Genomic DNA, 13,929 nt, shown 5'->3' on the forward strand with positions numbered 1-13,929 from the left:
TGTATCCACCGCGCCCATCATGGGTGGTGTCGCCGGCTTATTCCTCGGCTTCAGGTCCCTCGGTATCCGCTGCCGGATAGGTCTCGATCAGCGCCTGCACGATCTTGGCGCAGCCGGTCCCCTTCGACGACTTGATCATGATGACATCGCCGGGCGCGACGGCGGCCAGCGCATACGTCTTCAGGTCCTCGACGCTCTCCCGATAGATCACGGAGACCTCGGGCGGCAGCGCATCACGCAGATGCGCCATCAAAGGTCCGGCAAGCCAGACATCGGTGATACCGGCTTCGACGAGCGGACGGGCGAGTGCGGCATGCACCTCGACGGCGTGTTCGCCCATTTCCAGCATGTCGCCGAGCACGGCGATGCGGCGGCCGCCGACCGGCGGTTCGCTGTCGCGCAGGAGCGCGATCGCCGCCCGCATCGAGCTCGGATTGGCATTGTAGCTCTCGTCGATCACCTTCAGCGTGCCGGTGCCGATCACTAGCGTATGGCGTCGCCCCCTGCCCGTTTCCGCCTGCATGGTCGCAAGGGCCGAAGCCGCATAGTCGAGATCGCCGCCGGCAAGCTTCACCGCTGCCAGAACGGCCACCGCGTTCTCGGCAATGTGCCGTCCGGGCGCGCCGATCGCCACTTCCAGCGTCCGACCACCGATGCCGGCCCAGAGAATGGAGCCTTCCGGACCGCCACTGAATTCGACCAGGCGGAATTCGGCCTTGGGATTGGCGCCGAAGGAATGGATGTGGCTGACGCCGGCCGTAGCCGCGGCATTTTCCAGAAGCTTGTATTGAGGGCTGTCGTGAATGATCAGCGCATGGCCGCCATTGACGACACCTTCGAAGATCTCGGCCTTGGCCTCGGCGATCTCATCGAGGCTCTTGAAGTTGCCGAGGTGGGCGGCGGCGATGCTCGTCACCATGGCCACGTGCGGCCGTACCATGGCAGTCAACGGCCGGATCTCGCCCGGATGGTTCATGCCGATCTCGAAGATGCCGAAGTCGGTTGCCTCGGGCATGCGTGCGAGCGTCAACGGCACGCCCCAGTGATTGTTGAAGGATGCGACCGAAGCATGCACGCGGCCCTGGGGCTTAAGCACATGGCGCAGCATCTCCTTGGTCGTCGTCTTGCCCACCGAACCGGTGACGGCGATGATCTTGGCGGCGCTGCGGTCGCGCGCCGCGCAACCCAGCCGGATCATCGCTTCGAGCACGTCGTCGACGACGATCATCGGCGCGTTGAGGCGTCCGAGCGCCGGCAACTTGCCTTCGCTGACGACCAGCACCGCCGCGCCATTGGCGAGCGCAATGCCGGCATAGTCGTGGCCATCGACGCGATCGCCCTTGATCGCGAAGAAAGCTTCGCCCTTGCCGATCGAACGGCTATCGATCGAAATACCCGAGATGCCCTCGGGCAGGTTGCCAACCGGCCGGCCGTTCATCGCGGCCAGGAGATCGCTGCTTGTCCAGAGCCAGTTCAAATCACAAGCCTCCCAATGCCTTGCGGACCTCCGCATGATCCGAGAAGGGCAGCGTCACGGAGCCGATCGTCTGACCCTCCTCGTGTCCCTTCCCGGCAACGATCAGCGTGTCGCCGGTCTTCAGCATGCCGACCGCCGTGCGGATCGCCTGGGCGCGGTCGCCGATCTCGATCGCGCCCTTGGCAGCAGTCATGATTTCGGCGCGGATCACCTCGGGGATCTCCGAACGCGGATTGTCGTCGGTCACGATCGTCACATCGGCAAGCCTTGTCGCGATCTCGCCCATGATCGGGCGCTTGCCCTTGTCGCGGTCGCCGCCGCAGCCGAAGACCACGACGACGCGGCCGGTCGTGAACGGACGCACCGAGGCCAGCACATTTTCCAGCGCATCCGGCTTGTGGGCATAGTCGACATAGGCGAGCGCGCCGTCCTTGGTCTGGCCGACCAGTTCGAGGCGGCCGGAGGCGCCCTGCAGCTTTTCAAGCGCGGAGAAGGCGGCCTTGGGGCTGATGCCGGTCGACATGGCGAGACCCGCCGCGACCAGCGCGTTCGCCACCTGGAAATCGCCGGCGAGCGGAATGTGGATTTCGAAGATGTCGTCGCCGACATGCACTTCGGCCGATTGCTTGTGGCGGAAGTGCTCGACGCGCTTCAGTGAAATGTAGTCGCCCTTGCGGCCGACCGTGCGTACTTCGAGCTTCGCCTTGCGGGCAGCCGCGATCGCCTGCTCCGACCATTGGTCGTCGGCAAAGATCACCGCCGGCGCACCCTTCGGCAGCAGGGCATTGAACAGCCGCATCTTGGAGGCCATGTAGTGCTCGACCGTCGGATGATAGTCCATGTGGTCGCGGCCGAGATTGGTGAAGGCGGCAGCCGAAAGGCGAACGCCGTCGAGGCGGCTCTGGTCGAGGCCATGGCTGGAGGCTTCCATCGCCGCATGGGTGACGCCGGCTTCGGCAAGCTCGGCCAAGAGCTTGTGCAGCGACACCGGGTCGGGCGTCGTCAGCGAACCGTAATCGTTGCGGCCGGGAGCGACGACACCTGTCGTGCCGATCATCGCGGCCGCGAAGCCCGAATGCGCCCAGATCTGGCGGGTGAAGGAGGCGACCGAGGTCTTGCCGGCGGTGCCGGTCACGGCGACCATGGTTTCCGGCTGGCGGCCATAGAAGGCGGCAGCGGCGCGCGCCAGGAAAGCGCGCGGTTCAGAGAGCTTCAGGACCGGCGCCGACGAGGCATCGGCGTCCGAGCCCGCTTCGGTGACGACGGCGACCGCGCCGCGCTTCAGCGCGTCGGCAATATAGGTGCTGCCATTGGCCTTGCTGCCGGTAACTGCGACGAAGAGATCCCCTGGCTGAACCTGCCGACTATCGGCCGTCAGTCCGGCAACGTCGATATCGGCGGCAGCGCCGCCCAGTTGCGCCGAAAGTTCCGGGAAGTTCGATCCCGCCAGGTCTTTGATCTTCATGAACGCACGTCTCGCATCGATTTCGATCCGCAAGAATCGCGAATCGTCCGCTTTCTCATTTCATGTCTAATAAGACACAAGCAAGGCAGAACCGTCTTCTCCAAACTTTGGTTCGACACCGAGCAGCGGCGCGGAGCGGCTGATGATGTCGCGAACCATGGGAGCAGCGTTCGAGCCTGCCGTGCGCCCGCCGCCCTCGCCGGTCTTCGGCGCGTCGATGAAGGTCAGCACGATGTATTTCGGGTTGTCGATCGGGAAGGCCGCGAGGAAGGCGTTGAAGTTCTGGTCGCTGGCATAGCGGCCATTGACCACCTTGTCGGCCGTACCGGTCTTGCCACCGACGTTGAAGCCCGGCACCAGCGCACGCTTGCCCGAGCCGGCAATGCCGTTCCAGCGCAAGAGGAAGCGCATGTCGTCGCTAGTGCTCTTCTTGACCACCGGCGTGGCGACTGCGTTGGCCTGCTCCTCGGTGCGCGGCAGGAAGGTCGGCTCGATCAGCTTGCCGCCGTTGACGAGTGCAGCACCCGCAACCGCCGTCTGCAGCGGCGTCGTCGAGACGCCGTGGCCGAAGGAGATCGTGACCGAGTTGATCTTCTTCCATTCGCGCGGCTGCGTCGGGGTTTTCACCTCCGGCAGCTCGGTCGGCAGCTTCGAAAGCAGACCGATGCGGGTCAGGAATTCCTTGTGGCCGGGAATGCCGATGAGGTCAGCGATCTTGGCCGTGCCGATGTTCGACGAATACTGGAAGATTTCAGGCACGGTCAGCACGCGGCGCTTGCCGTGGAAGTCCTTGATGGTGAAGCCGCCGATGCGGATCGGCGCCGAGGCGTCGAAGCTGTCGTTGAGCGTCACCTTGCCGGAATCCAGCCCCATGGCGATGGTGAAGGTCTTGAAGGTGGAGCCCATTTCGAACGTGCCGTTCGACATGCGGTTCATCCAGCCCTCTTCCGCACCTTCGGCCGGCTTGTTCGGGTCGTAGTCGGGAACGGACGCCATCGCCAGAACTTCGCCGGTGTTGACGTCGAGCACGACGGCGCCGGCGGCCAGCGCCTGGTAGTTCTTCATGCCGGCGTCGATGACGTCGCGCACGATGTTCTGCACGCGCACGTCGATCGAGAGCTTCACCGGCTCGAGCTTGGCGTCGCTGGTCATGCCGATCGCGGCAAGGTCGGCGAGCCCCTGGCTGTCGATGTAGCGCTCCATGCCGGCAACGCCGCGGTTGTCGATGTTGACGTGGCCGAGAATATGCGCGGCGGTGTGGCCGCCGGGATAGAAGCGGCGTTTTTCCGGACGGAAGCCGACGCCGGGAATGCCGAGCGCCAGGATCTCGCTCTGCTGCTTCGGGGTCAGCTGGCGGCGCAGCCACTGGAAGCGCGATTTCGACTTCAGCTTGTTGTAGATTTCGCGCGCATTGATATCAGGCAGAACCGTCGACAGGCGCTCGACTGCCTCATCGGCATCGACGATCTTGTGCGGCTCGGCATAGAGCGAGACGGTGCGGATGTCGGTCGCGAGGATCTCGCCGTTGCGGTCGAGAATGTCAGGGCGCGAGGCCATCAGGTTGTCGGCCCGGCCGATGCTGGAAACCGTTTCCGGCTGCGCCATGCCGTATTGCACCAGGCGCCCGCCGATGACGGCATAGACGATGCCGAAGCTCGCGATCACGATGGCGACGCGGTTCTTCGCCTGATTGGTGGTCTTCTTGCGCGTCCCCTGAAAGGTGACGTTGAGGCCGCTTTCGGCCGGCCGGTTGTTGCCGCCTGCCGAGAAATGCGCCTTGCTCTTCAATACCATGATGCGGGAGAGAAACGACATCAGCGCGCCACCGAGCCAGTTGCCATGTTATCGGTCTTGTTGATGATCGAGGCGATACCGTCCTTCGCCGACTTGTCTTCCGGCACCGGCAGATCCGCCTTCAGCATCGGCAGTTCCTGCGGCTGGGCGAGCTGTGTGGAAGGCGTCGGCGCAAGCTGCAGGTCGGCACCGAAGGTACCGACCAGACGCTCCAGCCGGTTCGGCTGCGTCAAGAGCGCCCAGTCGGCGCGAAGCAGATCGATCGTGTCCTCTTCAAGCTTGATCGCCACGTCGAGCTTGCGGACTTCCTCAAGCTTGTTTTCGGCGCGATGCTTGATCGTATAGGTCACCGTCGCGGCGGCCGTCATGACGACGATCAGAACGATATCGAGCGTTCGAAGCATGTCTTGTCAGCCCCCCAACCGTGCAAGGCTTGCCAGTTCCGGCAGATTGAAAATGGATAGATCGTTTCCCGGCGACGCGGCTTGCGTGCGGATGCCGGCGCGCAGCTTCGCAGAGCGGGCACGCGGATTGAGGGACGCTTCTTCCTCGCTGGCTGCCACCATGGGCTTGCCAACCGGCGTGAAGGTTGCCGCGCGCGACGAAACCATCGGCAGATGGCGCGAACCGCTCGCCTTGCCGGAGCGATCCTGGAAGAAGGCCTTGACGATGCGGTCTTCGAGCGAATGGAAGGTGACAACGACAAGACGGCCGCCTGGCTTCAGCGCCTTTTCGGCGGCAAACAGCGCTTGAGCGAGCTCGCCGAGTTCGTCGTTGACGAAAACGCGCAGCGCCTGGAAGACGCGGGTCGCCGGATGGATCTTGTCTTTTGCCTTGCGCGGCGTCACCACCTCGATCAGGCCAGCAAGGTCGCGGGTCGTCTCGAAGGGCTGCTCGGCCCGGCGCTTCTCGATTGCGCGGGCAATGCGGCCCGCCTGCTTCTCTTCGCCGAGAAAACCGAAGATGCGGATGAGATCGGAGACCTTGGCACGGTTGACGACATCGGCGGCCGAAACGCCCGAGGCCGACATGCGCATGTCGAGCGGCCCCTTCTTCTGGAAGGAGAAGCCGCGCTCTGCCTCATCGATCTGCATCGAGGAAACGCCGATATCGAGCACGACGCCGTCCAGCCCCTCGGCCGGCGCATAGGCGGCAAGTTCGGAGAACTGCGAATGAATAAGCTTCAGCCGTCCGCCCCACTCGGCGACCTGCTTCTCGCCGGCGGCAATCGCCGTCGGGTCGCGGTCGAGCGCGATGACGTCGGCGCCGGCCTTGAGGATTGCGGAGCTGTAGCCGCCCGCACCGAAGGTGCCATCGAGGATGACCTTGCCGGGCGCAGGCTCGAGCGCCGCGAGAACCTCCGACAGGAGGACGGGAATGTGACGAACCGGTCCGCCTTCGGCTTCAGGAATACCTCCGCCTTGTTCCGTCACCATTCCGCCTCTCCATTCTAGTCTGGACGCAACCCCCGTGATTTGCGCCCTTCCCGGGCCACCGCCTGCGCCTTGACAAAGGCCTGCGGCTCCCAGAGCTGAAAATAATCGCCCCGCCCGACGAACATCACGTCGGTCGAGATTCCGGTGAAGTCGCGGATGAAATCCGTCACCATCAACCGGCCTTCCGGATCGAGCTTCACGAAGACGCCACCCCCATGAACGAGCAGCGACATCTCGTTGGCCTCCGAGGAAAACGGATCCTCGGCCGCCATCTGCTTCTCGAACCGATCCAGGAGCTCCGGCCCGCCGACGCTGATCGCCGGGAAGACGAAATCCTGAAAACAGTATAGCTCCCGGACGCCCCCATCCGACAGCACGGAACGAAACGCCGAGGGAACGGAAACCCGCCCCTTCGCATCGATCCGATTGGCAGCATGTGACAAGAAGCGGTTCATAACGCGAAACGGCCGCCCAAGACTGACGGGCCACAATCATCGACCCGCGAGAACACGTAACCGCACACACAAGACACCCCTGCCGGACACCGGAATGTCCGCCTACCCTCCGAAGCCGGAAGGCACTGGATTCTTGCGATGTTGGGCCGCGAAGCAGCCCCTGCGCAGTGCCATTATGGGATATCATGGGACCATATGGGCGTCAATGGGAATGGGCTCGTAAACAGCCGTCGGGCTGATCAAATATTGATAGGTTGTTAAGTTTAACGAAGGGTTACGAAGAGACCCCCACCGTCCGGGAATGCGACAGCGGAACGGCTTCAAATCGTTGGAAAATCAGAATGTGAGAAAGAGCGCAGTTATGCCTCCGGCACGGGGCGAAAAAACAGCTCACCGAGACGGGCCGGTTCATTTCCAAACGGACACGCATGGAAAATGCGGGCCAGATCAAGCCGGCGCGAAGCAGCCGAAACGCATGATTTGCCTGTCGGCCGACCTGATGTTGCGGGCGTCGGCAACGTCGACGCCTTACCCCGGCAGACGCCGACCCTCGGGTCCGCTTCGAAAGAGAATTCGAGACGGCTCTGTGCCGGACAAAACAAAGGAGAAATCGCCAGTTGGCCTGTAAGCCGGGTTCTGTATGGCCCCGCAGCCCGAAGGCAACGGAACGTGGCAGCCATTCATCTGGGACTGCGCTTGCACGCAGCCTCTTGCAACCCACCCGGATGACTGGCCCGGAAACAGGCTGGACGCTTGCGCGCCCGCGTCATCCCTATTCGGTCTTGCTCCCGGTGGGGTTTGCCGTGCCGTCCATGTCGCCATGTCCGCGGTGGGCTCTTACCCCACCCTTTCACCCTTACTCCGCCAAGCGGAGCGGTTTGCTTTCTGTGGCACTTTCCCTGAGGTCGCCCTCGCCGGACGTTATCCGGCACCGTACTTCCGTGGAGCCCGGACTTTCCTCCCCCCGCGGCCTTTCGGCACTTGCGGAGAGCGGCTGCCCGGCCAACTGGCACGCGCTCCTTAAACCAGCCCGCCGCAGCGCGCCAGAAAAAACGGCAGAGTTTTTGAGCCGCCAACAGGGCAGATCGGAGCAAGGCGGTCCTGGCGCACCCGATCTAGCGAAACGCGACCGAGAAATCCGCATCGTATTCGGGCTCGTCGATCCGGCCGTTGAGCACGAGGACCGCGCCGAGCCGGCCGATCTCGTCGGAGCTCTTCGCCGCCTGGCCATTGCCGCCGGTGACGACGGCGAGACGGCTCCCCTCGGCAAAGCCGATATAGGGCAGTCCGTGGCGGGTGAACGAGGTGACGCAGGGCGAAAAGTGGGTGGAGACCGGCTGGAAGCCGGGCATCACCTCGGCCAGCAGCCCGCGCAGATGCTCCGCCGTTGTCGCGCTGCCCGGCCCGCGGAACCATTGCCGCACCGCCGCTTCGCCCTCGAGGATCCTGTCGGTCGGATCGCCGCCGATCTTGATGTGATGCTTGCCGTCCGCATAGCCGACCGGTGGCAGCAGGTAGTAGCTTTTCTCCTGCTCCGGCGCCGCGCCGATCAGCGACGGCATGCGCTCGAAACCAGACAGATCGCTGCTTGCCACCTCGGCAAAGAATACGGTTCGCGCCTTAACGGTGAGATCGATCGGCCGCGGCAGGAGTGCTACGGAAATCGAGAACCCGCCGGCGGCAACGATCACCCGGCCTGCCACGAAACGCTTTCCGTCGACGGTCGCGACAACCACACGGTCGCGCTCCTCCGCCACGGTCACAACCTCGCTGCGCACGATCCGGGCTCCCGCCTTCTCGGCGCATACCGTCTGCGCCGCGACCAGCGCCCGCGGGTTGATGTAGCCGGCCCCGCGCCTCTCGTGAACGCCGGCGGTGCCATCGGGGAAACGGAACCAGGGAAAACGCTGCGACAGCGCCTCGCCATCGTAGAGCGGCGCCCCGACGCCAAGCGCGTCGCGCGCCTTCTCGACTTGCTCGATATAGTCGTAGGAAGATCCGGGCGCCGGGCCGGCGATCAGGCAGCCAACTTCGTGGTAGAAGCCGATGCCGCTTTCGCCTTCGATTTCGCCGTAACGCTCGATCGAGCGTCTGGCGAGCCGCGCCCACACTGGATCGTCATCGATCGTGCGGGTGATGCGGGCATTGTCGTAGTGGCTCGAAAAGACGCCGGTATGATTGGCCCAGTCCGTCGGCTCATCAGGTCCGATCAGCGCGACCTTGGCTCCCGAAAGCGCCAGGTGGCGGGCGGCCGCAGCACCCATCATGCCCTTGCCGACGACAATGAAATCAAAGCTTTCCGACATGCCGGTCCTCGTCCCTTTTGCTCAAGGGAGATAGCATGCCGGCGCCTGTATGACACGATGGTTGTAGGGTTTTTCCCTGTGCGCCGGAACGCGAGACCTGTCCGGCTAGAGCATCCGCCATCGCCGGATATGGCTGGCGGATGAAGCTCTTCGTTGACTGCATGTTTCCATTGATCGTAGCCGGTTAACGGACAAAAACATGCAGAAAATCAAAGTGCTACAGCGACCTTTGCGCGTCTGATAAGACGCGCGGCGCTTTCGCCAAGCGAAAGAACGCGCCGGCGCTCGTCATGCAATCGATCAGTCGATGATGTTCTGCACCTTGCCGCAGTAGCGCTTGGAAACCGGGTTCATGCGCTTGGCGCCGTGGCCGGCATTGTACTTGAGAACCGTGCCGCACGTCGTACCGCCGGACAGCTCATGCGCCATGGCGAGGTACTTCATGCCGAACTTGATGTTGGTTTCCGGATCGTAGAGACCCTTGGAGGAACCGGAATAGCCCATCATGCGAGCGGTAGCAGGCTTGATCTGCATCAGGCCGATTTCGCCGGCGCTGCCGCGTGCCTTGGGATTGAAATTGCTTTCGACCTTGACGATCGCATGCGCCAGATCGACCGGAACGCCGTATTGCTTGGCGTAGGACTTGATCAGACCCGTGTACTGGACGTTCGAGACGAGATCCGGCTTGGGATAGCCTGTGGTCCGGGTGACGGACTGGATGGATGAGGTCTTGATGGTCTTATCGACATTCCCCGCATACGACGTACCCATCCCGGCGAAGAACATGCCAAGGCATGCCGCCACCGCAGCAACAGACGATATTCTCATTTAGTTTGAATTCTCCGGCCTGGGGAATGGACCGAAGCGCACCCCGCTTCGAACCTCACTTCCCGATCGTTTCATTCACAGGAAGTGAGCGTTGCGCCCTGATACCCCTGCAGTTCCAATGGGGCCGGAAATGAATGCCGCATCATGGTAAACATGTGGCAAAGCTAAAAAAACATGCCAAGAATATCTGCAGAAGTGCCGTTTTGACGAAAAAATCTTCCGCGTCAGGCGGTAAATTCCGGCAGGCCGGAAAGCAATCGGTGAAGCGTATCGAGGGTTGAGATGTCGGCAATGCCATCGACCCTTTGTTGTCGGAAGTGCCGCTGGAACGCCGCGACCGAGCCCTCGGTCTTTTCACAGAATTCGCCAGTTACATCAATGCCATAACCGTAGAGCGACAGCATCGACTGGATGGCCTCCACCGGCTGGCCCTGGTCGCCGCGCTGGAAAAAGCGTCCGCCGCCGATCGGGGCCGGTTCCACCCAGTGCCCGACCCCTTCGCGATGAAGAATGTGCCAGGGAAATTTTTCTCCCGGATCGACCTTGCGAATGGGGGCGATATCGCTGTGTGCGAGCACTCTCTCGGGCGCGATCGACCAGCGGTCGCCGCAGTCCCGACACAATTCCACAACTGCCGCGATCTGTTTTTCCGGAAAGTCCGGCAGACCGCCCGGGTGACCCGGGTTGGCGATCTCTATTCCGATCGAGCAGGAATTGATATCGGTCTCGCCCTTCCAATAGCTCTTGCCGGCATGCCAGGCACGGCGCGCCTCCGGCACGAGTTGATCGACGCGCCCATCCTCGTGGACGAAGTAATGGCTGGAGACCTGGCTTTCCTCGCGGCAAAGCCATTCGAGCGCCGAAGCGCCCGTCGGCATGCCGGTATAATGCAGAACGATCATATCCGGGGCGCGCTGGTCGACGCGGTCGCCGAAATTGGGCGACGGCATGAAGCGTGCACCCGGATAGTCGCAGTATTTGGAGGTCATGCGGCTCGGCGTTCTTTCTCGATCGCCTCATAGGCGGCATTCAATGCCGCCATGCGATCATTGGCGATCGCGTGGAATTCGTGCGGTACGCCGCGCGCAACCAGCATGTCCGGATGGTTCTCCGAAACGAGTACCCGGTAGCGCCTGCGGATATCGGCGAAGTCATCCTTACGCGAAACACCGAGCACCTGATAGGGGTCGCGGCCGTCACCATGGACATGACGGGCCATGATGCGCTCGAAATGTCCCTCGTCCATGCCGAAGATGTCTGCCACGCGCAACAGGAAGGCGAGCTCGCGCTCATGCACGGCGCCATCCGACTTGGCGATGTGGAACAGGCCGTCGACGATATCCTCGAGGATCGGGCAATTCTTTTCGCAGGACGAACACAGCGACGCCATCTTCTCCGCATAGGCCTCGTAACCGGCGACGTCCTGGCGCGCCAGGTTATAGAGACGCGCGACGTTCTGCGCCTGATCCGGCGGAAACTGGAAGATGTCGCGGAAGGCGTCGACCTCGGCCTCGGTCACGATGCCGTCGGCCTTGGCCATCTTGGCCGAAAGCGCGATCATGGCGACGGAGAAGGCCACCTTGCGCCGTGTTTCCGGATCGCCCTCGAACAGGGTGCGCACGGCCTCGACCACGCCGGCAAGCGCATTGCCGGTGGCGATAACGATCTTGAGGAGGCTGTCCCAAAATGACATGCGAGGTTCCCTGTCTCTCCACTCTATAGCATGGACCGATGTGGTGGCAAATCGCAAGCGGTGGACGGCCCGGACCACAAGGATGACGAATTTGTGATGGCCCCTCACTATTGTCAATCCATCGATTGGAACTTGCGACAGTCAGCCGATGGAAAGCTGTTCCCGCGGGAACAGCCATTAAATAAAAAAGAGATGTCATCGCGGCCCGAAAAGGCAGCAATTCCACCGTTCGCAACAGCCAGCCTGCGCGCCCGCGGGCAGCGCGCCCTGCGACAATCCGCGCGCACCTGCCCTGCCCGCCATTCCGGCGCTCAATGGCTCCTTTCGGCAGCAGCTCGACACAACATCCACAGACCCGTCATTTAATTTCCATCCGATTTGCGTTATGGAGGCCCCACCCATCGCATGCCAAAGTCCCGAGGAGGAAACATGGCCAAGAAAAAAGTCGCAATGCTGACGGCCGGCGGGCTCGCGCCCTGTCTGTCATCTGCCGTTGGGGGACTGATCGAGCGCTACACGGACGTCGCGCCCGAATATGAGCTGGTCGCCTATCGCTCCGGCTACCAGGGCGTGCTCTTAGGCGACCGCATCGAGATCACCCGCGACATGCGCGAGAAGGCGCATCTCCTGCACCGCCATGGCGGCTCGCCGATCGGCAACAGCCGCGTCAAGCTCACCAACGCGGCCGACTGCGTCAAGCGCGGCCTCGTCAAGGATGGCGAGAACCCGCTGCGCATCGCCGCAGAGCGGCTTGCCAATGACGGCATCTCGATCCTCCACACGATCGGTGGCGACGACACCAACACGACCGCGGCCGACCTTGCCGCCTATCTCGGCGCCAACGGCTACAATCTGACCGTGGTTGGCCTGCCGAAGACCGTCGACAACGACGTCGTGCCGATCCGCCAGACGCTCGGCGCCTGGACGGCCGCCGAATACGGTGCCCGCTTCTTCGACAATGTCAGCAACGAGCAGAGCGCCGCACCGCGCACGCTGGTCGTCCATGAGGTCATGGGCCGCCACTGCGGCTGGCTGACCGCGGCCACCGCCCGCTCCTATATCCAGACGATCGACGACAAGGAGTTCGTCGACGGCTTCATGATGAACCGGCAGATGAAAAACATCGACGGTCTCTACCTGCCGGAGATGAAGTTCGATCTGCAGGGCGAGGCCGATCGTCTGCGTAAGATCATGGACCGCACCGGCTTCGTGACGCTGTTCGTCAGCGAAGGCGCCTGCCTCGATGCGATCGTCACTGAGCGGGAAGCGGCCGGCGAAACGATCAAGCGCGATGCCTTCGGCCACGTGAAGATCGACACGATCAATGTCGGCAATTGGTTCTCGAAGCAGTTCGCAGCACTGCTCGGCGCCGAGCGCGCAATGGTGCAGAAGTCCGGCTACTACGCCCGCTCCGCACCGGCCAACGGCGACGACCTGCGCCTGATCCAGAGCATGGTCGACCTCGCCGTCGAAAGCGCGCTCAACAAGGTCTCCGGCGTCACCGGTCACGACGAGGACCAGGGCGGCAAGCTGCGCACGATCGAGTTCCCGCGCATCAAGGGCGGCAAGCAGTTCGACACCTCGGTCAAGTGGTTCGGCGACGTGATGGACGTCATAGGCCAAAAGTGGCAGGCGCAGAAGCACTGACCATGCGAACCCCGGCGGGTGCGTATGCCGCCCGCCGACAACGCCTGATTTAAAAGATTGACGGCTCCGCGTTTCCATGGCTGGCTCGGCCAATTCATTGCCGAGATCTAGTTAAACGCGGAGCTTTTTCATGTCCTTTGAACATTGGTTTGCCTTTGCCGCAGCCTCTGCCGTGCTGCTCGCCATTCCCGGCCCCACCATTCTTCTCGTCATTTCCTATGCGCTCGGCCACGGCCGCAAGACGGCAGGCGCCACCGTCGCCGGCGTCGCGCTCGGCGACTTCACCGCGATGACCGCCTCCATGCTCGGCCTCGGTGCGCTGCTGGCGACCTCGGCGGCGATCTTCACCGTGCTGAAATGGGTGGGAGCGGCCTATCTCATCTGGCTCGGCATCAAACTCTGGCGCACGCCGGTCGCAACCGGCTGCGATGCCGACGTCGAAACCACCCCCACCGAGCGCCCGCTGCGCATCTTCTTTCACACCTATGCGGTCACCGCGCTCAATCCGAAGAGCATCGTCTTCTTCGTGGCCTTCCTGCCGCAGTTCCTGGATCTCAGCCAGCCGCTCTTCACGCAGATGGCGATTTTCGAGCTCACTTTCCTGACGCTCGCGATCGTCAATGCCAGCCTCTACGCGGCCCTTGCGACCGCGGCGCGCAGCACGATCTCGCGGCCTAATATTCTCCGCATCGTCAACCGCGCCGGCGGCTCCATGCTCATCGGCGCAGGGCTTCTGACGGCGACGATGAAGCGCGCCTCGGCGTGAAAATGTCGCCCGCGCTTGCCGCCGCCAGCCTCATAGGTTAATGGAGATTCACTCTTGGCGGC

General features: G+C 63.0%; 12 protein-coding genes and 1 other RNA gene. 2 read left to right on the top strand and 11 right to left on the bottom strand.

Annotated elements, in window-relative coordinates:
- Window positions 1-37: 37 nt before the first annotated feature.
- The 11 genes from IB265_RS10840 to IB265_RS10890 all read right to left on the bottom strand — a co-directional run bounded on the left by IB265_RS10840 (window position 38) and on the right by IB265_RS10890 (window position 11,454).
- Window positions 38-1,477, bottom strand: a complete 1,440-nt coding sequence (locus tag IB265_RS10840) for a UDP-N-acetylmuramoylalanyl-D-glutamyl-2,6-diaminopimelate--D-alanyl-D-alanine ligase (protein WP_057253464.1) — start codon at window positions 1,475-1,477, stop codon at window positions 38-40.
- Between the two features lies 1 nt (window position 1,478).
- On the bottom strand, window positions 1,479-2,942 hold the full coding sequence (locus IB265_RS10845; protein WP_058321311.1) for a UDP-N-acetylmuramoyl-L-alanyl-D-glutamate--2,6-diaminopimelate ligase: 1,464 nt from the start codon (window positions 2,940-2,942) through the stop codon (window positions 1,479-1,481).
- 66 nt (window positions 2,943-3,008) lie between these two features.
- Window positions 3,009-4,757, bottom strand: a complete 1,749-nt coding sequence (locus IB265_RS10850; RefSeq protein WP_057253461.1) for a penicillin-binding protein 2 — start codon at window positions 4,755-4,757, stop codon at window positions 3,009-3,011.
- The gene (locus tag IB265_RS10855) at window positions 4,757-5,140 is read right to left on the bottom strand and encodes a hypothetical protein (RefSeq protein ID WP_057253459.1); all 384 of its coding nucleotides are present in this window, start codon (window positions 5,138-5,140) and stop codon (window positions 4,757-4,759) included. The genes IB265_RS10850 and IB265_RS10855 overlap by 1 nt, the downstream gene beginning before the upstream one ends.
- A 6-nt stretch (window positions 5,141-5,146) precedes the next feature.
- The gene (gene rsmH / locus IB265_RS10860) at window positions 5,147-6,172 is read right to left on the bottom strand and encodes a 16S rRNA (cytosine(1402)-N(4))-methyltransferase RsmH (RefSeq protein ID WP_113132989.1); all 1,026 of its coding nucleotides are present in this window, start codon (window positions 6,170-6,172) and stop codon (window positions 5,147-5,149) included.
- Between the two features lie 14 nt (window positions 6,173-6,186).
- Entirely contained in the window at window positions 6,187-6,627 is a 441-nt protein-coding gene (gene mraZ, locus IB265_RS10865; RefSeq protein ID WP_057253455.1) for a division/cell wall cluster transcriptional repressor MraZ, read from the bottom strand.
- A gap of 609 nt (window positions 6,628-7,236) precedes the next feature.
- Window positions 7,237-7,637: RNase P RNA component class A (gene rnpB, locus IB265_RS10870), an RNA gene on the bottom strand.
- Window positions 7,638-7,742: 105 nt separating this feature from the next.
- Window positions 7,743-8,933: an FAD-binding oxidoreductase gene (locus IB265_RS10875; RefSeq protein ID WP_113132990.1), complete on the bottom strand. Its 1,191-nt coding sequence runs from the start codon at window positions 8,931-8,933 to the stop codon at window positions 7,743-7,745.
- A gap of 300 nt (window positions 8,934-9,233) precedes the next feature.
- Window positions 9,234-9,761, bottom strand: a complete 528-nt coding sequence (locus IB265_RS10880; protein ID WP_057253452.1) for a lytic transglycosylase domain-containing protein — start codon at window positions 9,759-9,761, stop codon at window positions 9,234-9,236.
- A 224-nt stretch (window positions 9,762-9,985) separates the two neighbouring features.
- Complete coding sequence (locus IB265_RS10885; RefSeq protein WP_113132991.1) at window positions 9,986-10,750, bottom strand: N-acetylmuramoyl-L-alanine amidase; 765 nt, start codon at window positions 10,748-10,750, stop codon at window positions 9,986-9,988.
- On the bottom strand, window positions 10,747-11,454 hold the full coding sequence (locus tag IB265_RS10890) for a DnaJ family molecular chaperone (RefSeq protein WP_058321238.1): 708 nt from the start codon (window positions 11,452-11,454) through the stop codon (window positions 10,747-10,749). The genes IB265_RS10885 and IB265_RS10890 overlap by 4 nt, the downstream gene beginning before the upstream one ends.
- A 429-nt stretch (window positions 11,455-11,883) precedes the next feature.
- On the opposite strand from IB265_RS10890, the gene IB265_RS10895 reads away from it, so the two are divergent.
- Complete coding sequence (locus IB265_RS10895; protein ID WP_057253446.1) at window positions 11,884-13,101, top strand: pyrophosphate--fructose-6-phosphate 1-phosphotransferase; 1,218 nt, start codon at window positions 11,884-11,886, stop codon at window positions 13,099-13,101.
- A 130-nt stretch (window positions 13,102-13,231) separates the two neighbouring features.
- On the top strand, window positions 13,232-13,867 hold the full coding sequence (locus tag IB265_RS10900) for a LysE family translocator (protein WP_112994785.1): 636 nt from the start codon (window positions 13,232-13,234) through the stop codon (window positions 13,865-13,867).
- The last annotated feature ends 62 nt before the right edge of the window (window positions 13,868-13,929 follow it).

Origin of the sequence: Ensifer sp. ENS10 (assembly GCF_014852025.1) — a bacterium.
Classification (GTDB): Bacteria; Pseudomonadota; Alphaproteobacteria; order Rhizobiales; family Rhizobiaceae; genus Ensifer.

What these genes read in the sequence shown, in the direction of transcription:
- IB265_RS10885 (WP_113132991.1), bottom strand. Translation starts at nt 10,750, where the DNA reads ATGACCTCCAAATACTGCGACTATCCGGGTGCACGCTTCATGCCGTCG.
- IB265_RS10895 (WP_057253446.1), top strand. Translation starts at nt 11,884, where the DNA reads ATGGCCAAGAAAAAAGTCGCAATGCTGACGGCCGGCGGGCTCGCGCCC.
- IB265_RS10880 (WP_057253452.1), bottom strand. Translation starts at nt 9,761, where the DNA reads ATGAGAATATCGTCTGTTGCTGCGGTGGCGGCATGCCTTGGCATGTTC.
- IB265_RS10875 (WP_113132990.1), bottom strand. Translation starts at nt 8,933, where the DNA reads ATGTCGGAAAGCTTTGATTTCATTGTCGTCGGCAAGGGCATGATGGGT.
- rsmH (WP_113132989.1), bottom strand. Translation starts at nt 6,172, where the DNA reads ATGGTGACGGAACAAGGCGGAGGTATTCCTGAAGCCGAAGGCGGACCG.
- IB265_RS10845 (WP_058321311.1), bottom strand. Translation starts at nt 2,942, where the DNA reads ATGAAGATCAAAGACCTGGCGGGATCGAACTTCCCGGAACTTTCGGCG.
- IB265_RS10900 (WP_112994785.1), top strand. Translation starts at nt 13,232, where the DNA reads ATGTCCTTTGAACATTGGTTTGCCTTTGCCGCAGCCTCTGCCGTGCTG.
- mraZ (WP_057253455.1), bottom strand. Translation starts at nt 6,627, where the DNA reads ATGAACCGCTTCTTGTCACATGCTGCCAATCGGATCGATGCGAAGGGG.
- IB265_RS10855 (WP_057253459.1), bottom strand. Translation starts at nt 5,140, where the DNA reads ATGCTTCGAACGCTCGATATCGTTCTGATCGTCGTCATGACGGCCGCC.
- IB265_RS10850 (WP_057253461.1), bottom strand. Translation starts at nt 4,757, where the DNA reads ATGTCGTTTCTCTCCCGCATCATGGTATTGAAGAGCAAGGCGCATTTC.
- IB265_RS10890 (WP_058321238.1), bottom strand. Translation starts at nt 11,454, where the DNA reads ATGTCATTTTGGGACAGCCTCCTCAAGATCGTTATCGCCACCGGCAAT.